Here is a 12212-nt window from a genome sequence, read left to right as displayed (position 1 = left end):
GAGGAAATTGGAATGTCACACGCACAACGCTATACAGAGTTGGCCGCATTGACGGGAAACAGACCGCTGGACTGTTCCTATCATGCGGCCTTTTATCTTTTATCCCATGACCCGGAGATTTACGAGGCCGCCCGGAAGTGCGTCACGGCAGACGGCATTGAGTTTGCCAAAGTCAAACGCCTGACCAAAGGGTTTGACGAGACTTCCCAGCAGATCATTGACATCGCCCATAACCTTTTTTCGTGGACGAGCAAATGTAAGGTGACGCCCTTTGATATATCCCGGCTGGGCTATCCCTATATGGAACTGGCCTGCACCGCCTGCTATATCGCCGCCGGCCAGATGGAAGTGGTAATGGAGCCGGAGACAGGCAATTTGACGCTGGACGATCAGGAGTATCAAAAGACCCAGCGGCTCCATGAGCGGATGGAACGCCTATACGCCAATATGGAGATAACCGGGGCGGAAGAAAACGGGATAGAACGATGAAAGGAGGAACTTGTGATAACAGGAGTGATTAAAAATCAGGCCAGAGGCGGGACGCTGGTTGTGACCCTGCCATGCAGCCTTTACGATTTGCGGGATCATCTGGCAAGCATCGGCATCACATCGGAATGGAGGGAATTGCCCGTGGGCGGCACGGAAGCAGTCAAGGTACAGCTTACGGCGGAGGAACCGATAGGCGGGCTGGTGCTGTCCAAGCTGGAGCAGGGCGATACCCTGACCGGGCTGAATGTGGCCTGTCAGGAGATCCGCCGGAACTGCCCCTATGGGTATGATGAATTTATGGATATGCTTGCCCCCAAAAAGGACGCCATGATGGACAGATTCCATTTTTACCAGCCGTATGTCCCCTACCCGCCCAGTGCGGCCACCGGTGTGGACTATCTGATGGAGGAAACCGACCGATACCGCTTGACCATGGAGAACTATGCCCGTGCGTGTAAGGCCGCAGAGGATGAGGAATACGAAATGCCGGAGGACGATGGATGGGAACGCTGACAGGAGGTGACGGCCTATCTCCATCTTAGTCTATAAGCAGCGTTTCAAAAATCCCAACTATAAAAGTACGGCCAGCAAAAATTATGCCCATATCCGCTATATTGCCACCCGGCCGAGGGTTGCCAAAAACGAGGGCATGAGCCATGGCCTGTTTGGAAAACTCACGCCGGGTACTGTGACCGAGTTTACTGACTGGCGGGATATTGCGAGACTGGTTTACCAGAACTCAAAGAAGCACATTACCATGTACCGCAGCGTGGTTTCCTTTGATGAGGCCACGGCCGGGGAACTGCGGTTGACCGATCAGAAATCATGGCAGAGATACATAGACAACCACATCCTTACCATCGCACAGAAAAACGGGATTGCTCCAAGTGCGCTTCAATGGGCGTGTGCGCTCCATAAGGAGAAAGGCCATCCGCATATTCATGTGGTGTTTTGGGATACGTCCTCACGGGTGAAAAACCCATTTACCCCGCCCGCCATTCCGAACGCAATCCGCAGGCAGATGATAAAAGACACCTTCCCGGACAAAATCCGGGCATATGGGGAAGAAAAAAATGCTGCCGCCGCTGAAATCAGGCGGCTGGGTGATGAACTGGCGGACGATTTTGAAAGCCATATCCGGCAGCTCGAAGCGAAAAAGTATAAACGGCTGCGGGAGGAATACGACGCCGAGGACGAAATTTCCGATACCTTTGACTTTAAGGATACGGTGCTGGAGGAAACGGCAGACCGGGTATTCAAAATCAAGTCTGCCCTGCCGGAGCATGGCCGGATTGCTTATCAGCTTCTGCCGCCTGCGGTCAGGAAACAGGTGGACGCACTGGTGCGGTTCCTGCTGAAGAATTTCCCCGCCCTGCAAAAGCAAAAAGAGGACTATGTGCAGAGCAGGATGAAGATGACGCTTCTCTATGGCGGGAACGAGGATTATCTGGCCTCGATGAAAGAGAAATTCAGCATGGAAGCTGACAAAATCATCGCCAACCGTATTTTAGGCATGGTAAAGACCCTGAACCGGCTGGACGGGGAAATGAAATCTGCCGAGTACCAAGGGCGCCGCCGACAGTTCTATATGGAAAATATGCTGCTGGAAGCACTCTCCATGCTTTCCGATATGACCGGCACGAATGACCGGCAGTTTGAGGATATGCTGAAAGCTGGCGGCGATCTGTCTAAGGAGGCAAAAAAGGAATTGTACCTGAAATATCAGGATAAAGGCTATGAGCATTGACCCCGCCGCTTTCCGGCAGGGAGATTCAGAGCCGGAAAGGAGAACTGTGTACTTAAAACAGCAAAGACAATATTTTAACGGCTGTGGTGTTGCGGAACATAGCGGCGCCACGGCCTATGAATACCCACAAGACCATCCATGCCGGGGCTGCCCGTATCAGTTTCCTGTGAACGTGCCAAGCTGCACCATGGGGAGCAGGCCGCCGGACTGCGCATGGTATTTTTATAAAAAGCTGATGAAACGGAGGAAGTGAATTGAAAACAAGACAGGAATTTTTACAGGACTTCTTTGAACGGCTTCGTAAGGCGGGCTTCCGGGTGGAAACCATGCCGGAGGGCGATCTTGCCGCCGAGGTTTACGCTGGTAAACCGCTCCTGTGCGTCATCACACGGGATGGGGAAATCATTTATGAAGCCTATGACGCCGATAACGCACGGACTTTGGAGCAGACAGCCGGAGAAAGCCGCAGGGAGCTTGACTGTTATGTGCAGCCGCCTTTTGGGGATATGGAGCAGATGGAGCCGGCCAGCCTGACAAACGGCTCTTTTTATAAGGTGTTTGAGAGTGCCGCCGTGGTGCTGCTGTGCCGACAGACGGCCCTCTTTGGCTATGAGTTTGTCACTTGCCAGAAAGCGGCGCCGGGGCATAACCGCCGCCGTTTTTACAGGGAGAAGTATTTCTATGACCCGGTGACGGCACAGGGCAGCTTCATGGAACGCAGCGGCCTTACCCTGCAAAGTCCCCTGCAATTTTCACCGGAGGAATTGCGGCTGTTAGTGTCCTGCTGTGCGCGGACTGTCTGTCTGGACAATGAACTGGATAGCGCCGCAGAAAGCCGGATCAATGCGCTCATGGCAAAGATGGAAAGCTATCTCCCCGCAGAACCGGAACTGTCACCCCGCCAGTGTTTCCAGCACGAGAATGGATAAGGAGTGTAACCTATGAAAAGTAAAACAGAATTTTATCAGGCATATTTTGAAACGATTGAGAAAAAAGGCTTCTCCATCCGGCCGCCGTCCTCCCCCGACTATGTGGCGGACATCTACCACCGGGAAAAGCCTGTCGCCTTTTATTCCAAGCAGGACGCCATCATCAAAAACCCCTTTGTGGAGGTAGACGAGAAACAGATTGCCAGACTTTTGAGCCTTGCAAAGACTACCGCCATTGCCTGCGGCATTTGTGCCGATAAGCCTTACGATGATGCGCTGACAGGAAAGGAACAGGGCGGCGCGGTAAGGATCAACGAGCATAACGGCGTTGTGCTGGCGTGTAAGCACCACCCCATTTTTGAATATGTGCTGTCCACCTACCGCAAGGACACCGAGCATGGGAACGCCGCCATCCAGCGCCGGTATTTTTACAACAAAGAGGCCGCCTTTGAGGATTTTGCCCTCAGAAGCGGCCTTGTGGACGAGAAGAAGCTGTTTTCCGAAACGGAACTGAAAATCCTCCATGCCGGTCTTGTCAAAATGCGTACCGTGGACAACGACTTAAACCAAGATGATATGGACTCGGTGGCGGCACTGATCGACCGGATCGAGGATATTGTGCCGGAGCTTTCTAAAAAAGAACGTGTTTTTGATTTTACCAAGCTGTTCAGCCAGATTGAAAATACGCTGGAACGATAAAAGGCCCCGCCATCTGCGGCGAAGCCTTTACTCCCTGAGCTCAAGGAGTTTGCACGGGGCGACATTCAAAGCCCTTGCAATATTGAACAGTATCTCCATGGAAAACGGCCTGATAATATTTGGGGCTTCAATGGCACTCAAATGAGAACGGCTGACACCCGACTTTTCAGCCAGCATTTCCTGTGTCATCCCTTCCCGTTTCCGGTAAAATGCAATGTTCAACCCCAGTTCAATATAATAGTCTTTGTTTTCAAATGCAATATGATTATTCGGCATCGTAAACCTCCTAACCATATTATTTTACCCGTTGCGATGAAAAGCATAAATTATTTGAGGTAAAGCGATTGCACTACCACATAAAGCAATATATAATATAACGGAAGATGGGAAAAAGAAAACGGCCCCGCATCCTGTCTGCGGAGCCGTCAGTCATTGTCTTTTTCAGAATCGGGCTTGATGACGCCCCGCTCCTGTTCCACCTCATTGATATGCTTCAGCAGTACATACTCAATGTAGTTCGTCAGGGAACGGTGTTCGGCGGTTGCCAAGGCTCCTATTTTGTCAAAGATTTCATCTTCGAGACGCAGGGTAAACACTTTTTTGTTTGTAGCCATAGAATATATCCTCCACTTGATTGGTTTAGATATATTGTATGGTAGTTTTTTAACTTTATATACTGTCACTTGACAGGTAAGTGATAGCATTTTATCCTAAAAAGAAAAAGGAGAGTGAAAGTATGCACCAACCACCACAAGGGGAGTCCATATGGGGAACCATCAACACCTGTACGGAAATCGCCCTCAACATTTACATGATTATTGCCAAGGACGCGAATGGGACTGAACACACCGGCGTTATGGCAAAAAAGGAAACAGCCGAAAAAAACTTGTCGCCCAAGGCGGTCAGTATGGCGGAGCAGGACGGCGACTGGCTCTGCTATGACGAGAACATGAAGGACATCCCTATGTATGAGATCCTTCAGCGTAAGATGGCAGCCTGCAAACGTGCGGAAACAGCCATCATGCAGCAGATGGAGGATATTAAACGGGACGGAAAGGTGTCCCTGTCGGATTACTTTGGAGAGTGCAGGCCGCCGGTTGAGACGCCGCAGGGCGATGTGATAGACACGCTGCCAATCCGCAACGGAATCTGTTTTACTCAGGATAACCATGAGATGCTTTTTGCTGTCCATGAAGCGGTTGCGGATAATTATATGACCCCCACGGCGATGGAGTTCGGCCAGAAGCATGGGGAGTACCTATTCTATGATCTGGCATCCAGCGCAATTCCCCTGAACGAGTTAAAGAATGTATTTGGGGAAGCGGAGGCGCTCATTGTTTCAGAGGACAGCCTGTACGCTACCCTGAATCACCGGTTTCAGGCATATGCGTCCCAGTACAATCATTGTATGCCGGAGGAAAGCCGGATACCGGAGGTAAACGCTCCTGACGCGCTGTTCCTTGCCGTACAGTTAGAGGCCGCCAAGGATATGACAGAGGAAATGGCACAGGGCGGCGATTATGAACCGGATTTCGATGAAGAAACCGGCTATGAAATTGAGCCATGAAGCAAGGGCTTGTGTTGATAACGGTGCTTCTGCTTGGCCTTTGCGGTTGTTCCTTGCAGGATGCTCCCCGGTCAGCAGAGGAAAGCATGGCGGTTGAGGAAAGTATGACGATAGAGGAAACCCGGCATATTTGCTTACCGTCAGGAACAGCGGCGAGGGAGGACTGCGCCCTTTGCGGTTCAAGGAGTATTTGGAGTTATTACAGCAAACTGGACTCCATCGGTGTGCTGAACCTTGCAAGCGGGGACATCAGTGATCTGCGGATTTTTGAATATGAGGATGACGGTACGCTTAAGGATAATTCCGGGTATTCCAGTACAATGATGGTAGGTGACGGTGATGGCCGTTTCGGTCACATGATGGTCATGGGCGGCCGTGGTATCTGTGATTTAAGCCTGTCATGGGAGGAAGGCAAGGAAATTACTTTAGAAGAAATTGCCCCGCTGTACTGTCCGGATTGTATGAGCAAAATTGCAGAGCTGGACAAAAGCTGGGCGGATGAATTTCCTGATGGGAAACGCTGCCCCTATGCTATGATTGATTTTGTCACAGGGGAAATCTATTCCCTGAACGGAATCTGCACCACTTGTTTTATCCGGGATTATTACATGAATTTTGAGTTTGGGGACAGGGAGATTGAAGGCGTTATTGTCTATGCCCCGGAACGGTTCCCAAAAGAATAAGGAAATGCGAGGATAAGGTTGCAGGATAAAGAGATAGAAAAAAGAAATACGCGGAGGTTAAAAATCTATGGGGTGCGGGATGGGCAAGGCCCTCTGACACCGCAACTGCGGATGCAGGGAAAGTGGCTGGCAGACTGCGGTTTTTTACCGGGCGGTCATGTGGAAGTGAACTGTTCGGAGGGGATGCTTGTGATCCGTAGAACAAAGTCCGTCAGCGTTCTGGTTGCCGGGTCCCGTTCCATCACCGCCTTTGACCTCTCCCCTTATATCCCGTCAGACTGCGGCTTGATTATCAGCGGCGGCGCCAAAGGGATTGACACCGTGGCAGAGCGGTATGCTGCCGCACATGGGATAGAAAGCAGGGTGTTCAAGCCGGACTATGCAAGGTTCGGCAAAGCGGCCCCTCTAAAAAGGAATGATGAAATGGTGGAACAGGCGGATATGGTTCTTGCCATATGGGACGGGAAAAGCCGTGGCACAAAGCATACGATTGACTATGCCGCAAAAATCGGGAAAGAAGTCAAGGTAATTACAGTGACAGCAGAATAGCTTAGAAAAAGACATGGCGCATACCTCTTAGTGGGGTGTGCGCCATGTTTTTTCATTTTTGGAGGTGATTTAATGAAACAGGTCTATATCGCAAGCCCCCTGCGCGGGGATTACGATACCAATATCCGAAATGCGGTGGAATATTGCAGGCTGGCGGCGGAAAGCGGTGTTCTGGCTCTGGCTCCCCATATCATTTTCAGCCAGTGGTGTAACGACACCATCCCGGAGCAGCGGGAACAGGGGTTGAAGCTGGGGCTGGAACTGCTGTCCCACTCAGAAGAATTATGGGTGATGGGAAAGCAGATCAGCGAGGGTATGCGCGGCGAAATAGAATTTGCCGCAGCGCATGGCATCCCGACATTCTATATGCGGAACCCGACCGCTCCGCAGTATTACCCAATCAGCCCGGACGGAAACTGCCTGCTATCGGAAAATGACTGTATTCCAAACAGCCGCAGGGAGGATTATGAAAAACAGTGGGTAATTTTACGCCATGAGTCGCTGGCAGCGGAACACCGTACCCCGCTGAACCAGCTATGGCTCTGCACCCACGGTCCCGGCTGCGCTCCTGATTATCATTTCAGCGATACCATTCATCTGCTCCATCCGGTTGACCGGGATCATTTGGCAATCGCAAGGGGCGAAGTGTGGGGCGTTGCAAAGCCGGAAACGCTGGAACGGCTGACGGAACTCTACCCCGCACTGGGGGAGAACCTGACGGCTTTGCAGCCTGTGGCGGAGCCGGACGAGGACATGAGCCGATGAAGAAAAAAGAAAAACTGATTCTAAGCACAGCCCTAATCTGCATTGGCAGTATCTTCAACCTGTTCTTTACGGCGGCGCTCCACGGGCTTTTGTCAAGGGAGTATGACACGCTGACCCTTGTACCTCTGTTCCAGTGCATGACCGGACTGTTTACTAAACGCCAGCAGCTTTTGATGTTTCTTTCCTTTGAGGGATTTATCTGCCTGTGCTGTGTCCTCTTTTGGGTGCAGAACGACCGGCCATATCAGAGCGATTTAATCAAGGTGGCCGGGGATATTTGCACACCGGCTCCGGTCGGCCAGTTCCAGCATGGTTCCTCTCGGTGGCTCAAAGAGGAGGAAAAGGGCAAGACCTTTCGGACACAGGACATTGACCCTGCAAACCCGGTCATCAAAATGCTGTTGGACACAGGATACGATGATCTGCCATTTATGAAAAAAGAAACCGAACATGGGGAAACCGGGCGGGAGGAACAGCGGCAAGGCTCTGTCGAGACGGAGCCGGACAAAGCCGACGCCCTCCCGCCTGTTTCTATAAAAAGCGAATTGAAGGAGGATGAAAATTTTGAAACGGTATCTTATGACGTTGCGGCTCCTGATTTAAGGCAGGAGGGACAGAAACGGGATAACCCCCAAGAGGACCCGCATACAGAGGAAGAAGCGCCTGACCCCAATAAGCTGTTTGACAGCGGTGGAATTGTGGTGGGCATGGAGAAGCATGGGAACCGGGAAACCCTGTACTGCATCGGGGATGACACCCACACCCTGACCATCGGCGCAACCCGGTCAGGAAAAACACGCTGTCTGGTAATCCAGTCCATCTGTTCCCTCGCGCTGGCTGGGGAAAGTCTGGTAATCAGCGACCCCAAGGCAGAGCTGTACGACTACACGGCGGGGTATCTTAAAAAGCTGGGTTATGAGGTAATCTGCCTTGACTTTAAAAACCCGGAGAAAAGCACACGCTACAATCTGCTCCAGCCGGTCATTGACGCGGTAAAGGCAAAGGATATGGAGCGCGCGGAAATGTACGCATGGGACATTACCAACATTCTGGTGGGCGACAACACCTCCAACGAGAAGATTTGGGAAAACGGCGAGAAGTCCACGATTGCGGCGGCTATCCTCTGTGTGGTGGTGGATAACGCCAAGCGCCCGCAGTACCAGAACCTTACCAATGTCTATTGGTTTATTGCGGAGATGAGTAAATCCGTGGGCGGCAAGTCCCCTATGAGCGAGTACATGAAGAAGCTCCCCAACGACCATCCGGCGCGGGCGCTCATGTCGATTGCGGAGGTGGCGCCCAGCCGCACCAAGGGCAGCTTTGACACCTCGGCGCTGACCACGCTCCGGCTGTTCACTTCCCGCTCTGTTTACTCGATCACCCATAAGAGTGATTATAATATCGCGGACATCGGCAGGAAAAAGCAGGCACTGTTCCTGATCCTGCCGGATGAAAAGACCACCTATTACCCAATCGCCAGCCTGATGGTGTCCCAGCTTTATGAACTGCTGGTGCGGCAGTCGGATATGCGCGGCGGCCGTCTGGAACGCCGGGTTAATTTTGTCCTCGATGAGTTCGGCAATTTTACGAAGCTGAACGACTTTACCAACAAACTGACCGTGGCAGGCGGGCGCGGGGTGCGGTTCAACCTGTTCCTGCAATCCTTTGAACAGCTTACACAGAAGTATGATAAGGAAACCGCCGCCATCGTCAAATCCAACTGCCAGACATGGATTTATTTACAGGCGGATGATAAGGAAACCTTGCAGGACGTGTGCGACAAGCTGGGCAAATACACCACCTCGGCTTACCAGCTATCCAGCCAGCACGGGCGGTATGTGAACCCAAGCAGCTCCCACAGTATCAGCCTTGTGGCGCGGGAGCTTCTGACCACGGATGAGATACGGCGGATCTCCCGCCCCTATCAAATCGTAATCAGCAGGGCGCACCCTGCCATGATGACCGCCCCCGATCTGTCCCAGTGGCATTTTAACAAGATGTGCGGGCTGGGCGGCCCGGAGCATAACCGAAAGGTACGGGAGGCCAGAGAAGCGGCGCGGCCTGTCATTTCCCAAAAGACAGGAGAAATACCGCTGTGGAATATCTGGGTGTACTACACCAAGGACTTGCAGCTTAAAGAAGCGCAGCAAAAGTCACAGGCGTTTGCTTCTCAGGCAGGCGCAATGTTTTCATCCCTGAAGGGATACAAAAAAGGAGGTTCAGACAAGAGTGAAGATGACGATTAAAAATGGAATAAGCAAATTGAGGGCGGCGGCCGTAACCGGGTCAGCCGCTCTTTTCATGCTGGGAAGCAGCACCACGGCATATGCGGCTGGTATCTCCGACAGCCAGATTGCCAAAGGCACGGAAAAACTCATTCAGGACGCCACCACATGGCTGATGGTGCTTGCCCCGGTTGTGGCGGGGCTGCTGATCATCTATTTCTGTATCAGGCGTTCCGCTGCTGATGAAATGGATCAGAAAAAATGGAACAGCCGTATTGTGGTGGCGGTAGTGTCCTGCATCGGCGCGGTGCTGGGCAGCGCCACCCTCAATATCATCATCGGCTACTACAAGTAAGCCGGAGCATCAAAACCGTGAGAATCCGCAGGGAAAGCCTGCGGTTTTTCTATATCCAAACAAAATTCAAATCAAAAAGGAGAACAAACACAATGAAAAACATGATGAACAAGGTATCCGCAAAGGTCAATAATCTGGCAGTCCGGGGCTATGTCAAGGGCTTGCAGGCCAAGGACAAAATCAGGGAGACTTTAACGAGTCAGAGCGGTGAAGGCTTCGTGGACACGGCTCTGAAAATCCTTATCAGTGTTGTGGTCGGCGCTCTGCTGCTGGCGGGCTTGTATATGCTCTTTAAGGATACGATCCTCCCCACCCTGACCCAGCGTATCAAAGACCTGTTTGATTACAAGGGTTAATTTCACTCGGCACGGCCGTCCCGCATGGAGCGGGGCGGCCCATTCTTTTACAGGAGGCAGCGCACATGAAAGTAAGTGCAAAAATTACGGCGCAGTTTGAGGACGAGGGCAGGCTGAAAGCCATCGCCACGGTATGCCTTGATGGAAAATTCCTGATTACCGGCATCCGTGTGGCGGACTGCGAAAAGGGGCTGGCGGTGTTCATGCCCAGCCGCAAGCTGAAAACCGGGGATTACAAAGACATCTGTTTCCCCATTACACCAGAGTTTCACAAGCAGATCAAGGACACCGTTCTTTCCGCTTATGAAAAGGCAAAACAGCCGGAGGAAGAAACGCCGCTCCCGGAGCGGGAGCCGGAAGCAGAGCCGCAGGGATAAGGCGTGAGGAAGATAACGCCCGGTGGGAAAAACAGATCCCACCGGGCAGGGAGGTGATTATTTGGAAGTAATCCTTGTGCTGCTGATTGAGGCGGTGTTAAACGGCGCGGTGGCGTTCATCGACAGTATGCTTGCAGACCTTGTTCCCATGACGCTCCATGCCGACCAGTACATGACAGCGGCCAGCGGCGGCAGCATGGTGGACGTTCTGTTTCAAATCCTGCTGGGGTTTGGCGTATCACTGATTATCCTGAAATTCTTAAAAAAGGGATTTGAGTGCTATGTCATGTGGACGGACGGCGACCCGGACAGTGAGCCGACCCAGCTTATCATCCGGTTTGTGCAGGCAATCGCCGTTGCCGTCTGCTTTCCGGTCATGTACGGCTGGCTGGCAGACATTACGGAGAGCCTGACGAACCAGCTTATCACGGCAATCGGGGCATCCACCAATTATGACTGGCAGGCATGGGTAAACGGCCTGTCCTCGGCGGGGCTTGTGACCGCCATTTTCGGGCTGGTGTTTGTCATCTGCTACTTTATCCTCTATTTCCAGTTCCTCATGCGGGGCGTGGAGATTATGATCCTGCGAATTGGCCTGCCCCTCGCCTGCACCGGCCTTTTGGACAATGACAAAGGCGTGTTCAAGACCTACCTGACCAAGTTTTTTCAGTCCACGGTGGCGGTCATGGTGCAGATCAGCCTTTGCAAACTGGGCGTGGGCATGATGATGAATGTGGGGATTAACCTCAATGTCTTTTGGGGGATTGCCTGTCTGGTCCTTGCCATCAAGACGCCGAGGTTCCTGTCCGAATTTATGGTTCCCACCGGCGGCGGTGGCGGTATGGTAAACAATATCTATCACTCTGTCCGTCTGGTCGGCATGGCAAAAAATCTGATGAAGTAAGGAGGTGGCGGCATTGATTACCCTTGACGATATTTCCACGGCCGTCATCGTCCTGATCCGGGCGGGAGCCGTGTTCCGGTTGATCTACTGCATGGTGCGGCTCCAAGGGGCGGAGGAAGAACAGACGCAGTTTAAGAAACGCGCCAAGAACACGGTGCTGTTCTATGTGCTGGCGGAATGTATCTGGCAGATTAAGGACATTGTGTTCTACTATTACGGAGCATAGGAGGCCAAAATGAACGAAATCAACCTGTACATCCCTACCGGGGTAAAAGCGGAAAACGAACTGTTCAACGGCTTCGGCAGACGGGAGCTGTTGCAGAGCGCCATCGGCTCCCTGTCCGGCGGGGCGGTGGCGGCTCTTTTATGGCTATTTGCCGGAAATGTGGCGCTGACCGTTGTGGCGGTGCTGTCCGGCATCTTCGGCAGTGTGATGATGTGTACGAAAGACCAGAACAACCAAAGCGTGGTTGACCAGATCGGCAACATGGCCCGGTTCTGGCGCAGCCAGCAGATTTACCCCTACCGCATGATGGACGAGTGGGGGTTCAAGAAAGGAGACTGACA

18 protein-coding genes and 1 pseudogene are annotated in these 12212 nt (G+C 52.3%); 17 read left to right on the top strand and 2 right to left on the bottom strand.

The features are described from left to right. Positions 1 to 12 precede the first annotated feature (12 nt). The 5 genes from QZT18_RS06515 to QZT18_RS06495 all read left to right on the top strand — a co-directional run bounded on the left by QZT18_RS06515 (position 13) and on the right by QZT18_RS06495 (position 3864). Positions 13 to 489 carry a hypothetical protein gene (locus QZT18_RS06515; protein ID WP_120152650.1) on the top strand — a complete coding sequence of 159 codons (477 nt, stop codon included), beginning with the start codon at positions 13 to 15 and terminating at the stop codon, positions 487 to 489. A gap of 12 nt (positions 490 to 501) precedes the next feature. Continuing rightward, a complete protein-coding gene (locus QZT18_RS06510) occupies positions 502 to 1002 on the top strand; it encodes a hypothetical protein (RefSeq protein WP_120152649.1) in 501 nt (166 codons plus the stop codon). A gap of 16 nt (positions 1003 to 1018) precedes the next feature. Beyond that, the gene (gene mobP3, locus QZT18_RS06505; protein ID WP_120152648.1) at positions 1019 to 2236 is read left to right on the top strand and encodes a MobP3 family relaxase; all 1218 of its coding nucleotides are present in this window, start codon (positions 1019 to 1021) and stop codon (positions 2234 to 2236) included. Between the two features lie 254 nt (positions 2237 to 2490). Further along, entirely contained in the window at positions 2491 to 3165 is a 675-nt protein-coding gene (locus QZT18_RS06500) for a hypothetical protein (RefSeq protein WP_120152646.1), read from the top strand. Between the two features lie 12 nt (positions 3166 to 3177). Continuing rightward, positions 3178 to 3864, top strand: coding sequence for a hypothetical protein (locus QZT18_RS06495; protein ID WP_120152645.1), 687 nt, complete (start codon positions 3178 to 3180; stop codon positions 3862 to 3864). Between the two features lie 27 nt (positions 3865 to 3891). On the opposite strand, the gene QZT18_RS06490 is transcribed toward QZT18_RS06495, so the two are convergent. Beyond that, positions 3892 to 4140: a helix-turn-helix domain-containing protein gene (locus QZT18_RS06490; RefSeq protein ID WP_294145745.1), complete on the bottom strand. Its 249-nt coding sequence runs from the start codon at positions 4138 to 4140 to the stop codon at positions 3892 to 3894. A 149-nt stretch (positions 4141 to 4289) separates the two neighbouring features. Further along, positions 4290 to 4478 (bottom strand): hypothetical protein, encoded by a 189-nt coding sequence (locus QZT18_RS06485; protein ID WP_120152643.1) that lies wholly within the window; start codon positions 4476 to 4478, stop codon positions 4290 to 4292. A gap of 122 nt (positions 4479 to 4600) precedes the next feature. Between QZT18_RS06485 and QZT18_RS06480 the strand changes: the two genes are divergently transcribed. The 12 genes and pseudogenes from QZT18_RS06480 (at position 4601) to QZT18_RS06430 (ending at position 12210) form a co-directional block, all read left to right on the top strand. Further along, entirely contained in the window at positions 4601 to 5431 is an 831-nt protein-coding gene (locus QZT18_RS06480; RefSeq protein WP_120152642.1) for a hypothetical protein, read from the top strand. Positions 5432 to 5517: 86 nt separating this feature from the next. Beyond that, positions 5518 to 6114, top strand: a complete 597-nt coding sequence (locus QZT18_RS06475) for a hypothetical protein (protein WP_294145742.1) — start codon at positions 5518 to 5520, stop codon at positions 6112 to 6114. Positions 6115 to 6132: 18 nt separating this feature from the next. Next, positions 6133 to 6300 (top strand): annotated as a pseudogene (locus tag QZT18_RS23490) (SymE family type I addiction module toxin); the annotation flags it as partial. A gap of 3 nt (positions 6301 to 6303) precedes the next feature. Further along, positions 6304 to 6663, top strand: a complete 360-nt coding sequence (locus tag QZT18_RS06470) for an SLOG family protein (protein ID WP_294145740.1) — start codon at positions 6304 to 6306, stop codon at positions 6661 to 6663. 72 nt (positions 6664 to 6735) lie between these two features. After that, the gene (locus QZT18_RS06465; RefSeq protein ID WP_294145738.1) at positions 6736 to 7428 is read left to right on the top strand and encodes a DUF4406 domain-containing protein; all 693 of its coding nucleotides are present in this window, start codon (positions 6736 to 6738) and stop codon (positions 7426 to 7428) included. Then, positions 7425 to 9674 (top strand): VirD4-like conjugal transfer protein, CD1115 family, encoded by a 2250-nt coding sequence (locus QZT18_RS06460; protein ID WP_294145736.1) that lies wholly within the window; start codon positions 7425 to 7427, stop codon positions 9672 to 9674. The genes QZT18_RS06465 and QZT18_RS06460 overlap by 4 nt, the downstream gene beginning before the upstream one ends. Beyond that, positions 9664 to 10008 carry an Mbov_0395 family pilin-like conjugal transfer protein gene (locus QZT18_RS06455; protein ID WP_120152637.1) on the top strand — a complete coding sequence of 115 codons (345 nt, stop codon included), beginning with the start codon at positions 9664 to 9666 and terminating at the stop codon, positions 10006 to 10008. The genes QZT18_RS06460 and QZT18_RS06455 overlap by 11 nt, the downstream gene beginning before the upstream one ends. A 92-nt stretch (positions 10009 to 10100) precedes the next feature. Beyond that, positions 10101 to 10364, top strand: a complete 264-nt coding sequence (locus QZT18_RS06450) for a DUF6133 family protein (RefSeq protein WP_294145734.1) — start codon at positions 10101 to 10103, stop codon at positions 10362 to 10364. A 65-nt stretch (positions 10365 to 10429) separates the two neighbouring features. Then, on the top strand, positions 10430 to 10741 hold the full coding sequence (locus QZT18_RS06445; protein WP_120152636.1) for a SpoVG family protein: 312 nt from the start codon (positions 10430 to 10432) through the stop codon (positions 10739 to 10741). A gap of 22 nt (positions 10742 to 10763) precedes the next feature. Then, positions 10764 to 11645 (top strand): conjugal transfer protein TrbL family protein, encoded by an 882-nt coding sequence (locus QZT18_RS06440; RefSeq protein WP_366925806.1) that lies wholly within the window; start codon positions 10764 to 10766, stop codon positions 11643 to 11645. A 13-nt stretch (positions 11646 to 11658) separates the two neighbouring features. Beyond that, on the top strand, positions 11659 to 11871 hold the full coding sequence (locus QZT18_RS06435; RefSeq protein WP_120152635.1) for a mercury transporter: 213 nt from the start codon (positions 11659 to 11661) through the stop codon (positions 11869 to 11871). A gap of 9 nt (positions 11872 to 11880) precedes the next feature. Beyond that, positions 11881 to 12210, top strand: a complete 330-nt coding sequence (locus QZT18_RS06430) for a hypothetical protein (protein ID WP_120152634.1) — start codon at positions 11881 to 11883, stop codon at positions 12208 to 12210. Positions 12211 to 12212: the final 2 nt, after the last annotated feature.

This window comes from uncultured Clostridium sp. (assembly GCF_900547735.1).
Classification (GTDB): domain Bacteria; phylum Bacillota; class Clostridia; order Lachnospirales; family Lachnospiraceae; genus Otoolea.
The sequence above is the reverse complement of the archived record's forward strand: the minus strand, read 5'-3'. Positions and strand labels throughout refer to the sequence as shown.

What these genes read in the sequence shown, in the direction of transcription:
- QZT18_RS06515 (WP_120152650.1), top strand. Translation starts at nt 13, where the DNA reads ATGTCACACGCACAACGCTATACAGAGTTGGCCGCATTGACGGGAAAC.
- QZT18_RS06495 (WP_120152645.1), top strand. Translation starts at nt 3,178, where the DNA reads ATGAAAAGTAAAACAGAATTTTATCAGGCATATTTTGAAACGATTGAG.
- QZT18_RS06490 (WP_294145745.1), bottom strand. Translation starts at nt 4,140, where the DNA reads ATGCCGAATAATCATATTGCATTTGAAAACAAAGACTATTATATTGAA.
- QZT18_RS06485 (WP_120152643.1), bottom strand. Translation starts at nt 4,478, where the DNA reads ATGGCTACAAACAAAAAAGTGTTTACCCTGCGTCTCGAAGATGAAATC.
- QZT18_RS06480 (WP_120152642.1), top strand. Translation starts at nt 4,601, where the DNA reads ATGCACCAACCACCACAAGGGGAGTCCATATGGGGAACCATCAACACC.
- QZT18_RS06475 (WP_294145742.1), top strand. Translation starts at nt 5,518, where the DNA reads ATGGCGGTTGAGGAAAGTATGACGATAGAGGAAACCCGGCATATTTGC.
- QZT18_RS06465 (WP_294145738.1), top strand. Translation starts at nt 6,736, where the DNA reads ATGAAACAGGTCTATATCGCAAGCCCCCTGCGCGGGGATTACGATACC.
- QZT18_RS06460 (WP_294145736.1), top strand. Translation starts at nt 7,425, where the DNA reads ATGAAGAAAAAAGAAAAACTGATTCTAAGCACAGCCCTAATCTGCATT.
- QZT18_RS06455 (WP_120152637.1), top strand. Translation starts at nt 9,664, where the DNA reads ATGACGATTAAAAATGGAATAAGCAAATTGAGGGCGGCGGCCGTAACC.
- QZT18_RS06450 (WP_294145734.1), top strand. Translation starts at nt 10,101, where the DNA reads ATGAAAAACATGATGAACAAGGTATCCGCAAAGGTCAATAATCTGGCA.
- QZT18_RS06445 (WP_120152636.1), top strand. Translation starts at nt 10,430, where the DNA reads ATGAAAGTAAGTGCAAAAATTACGGCGCAGTTTGAGGACGAGGGCAGG.
- QZT18_RS06430 (WP_120152634.1), top strand. Translation starts at nt 11,881, where the DNA reads ATGAACGAAATCAACCTGTACATCCCTACCGGGGTAAAAGCGGAAAAC.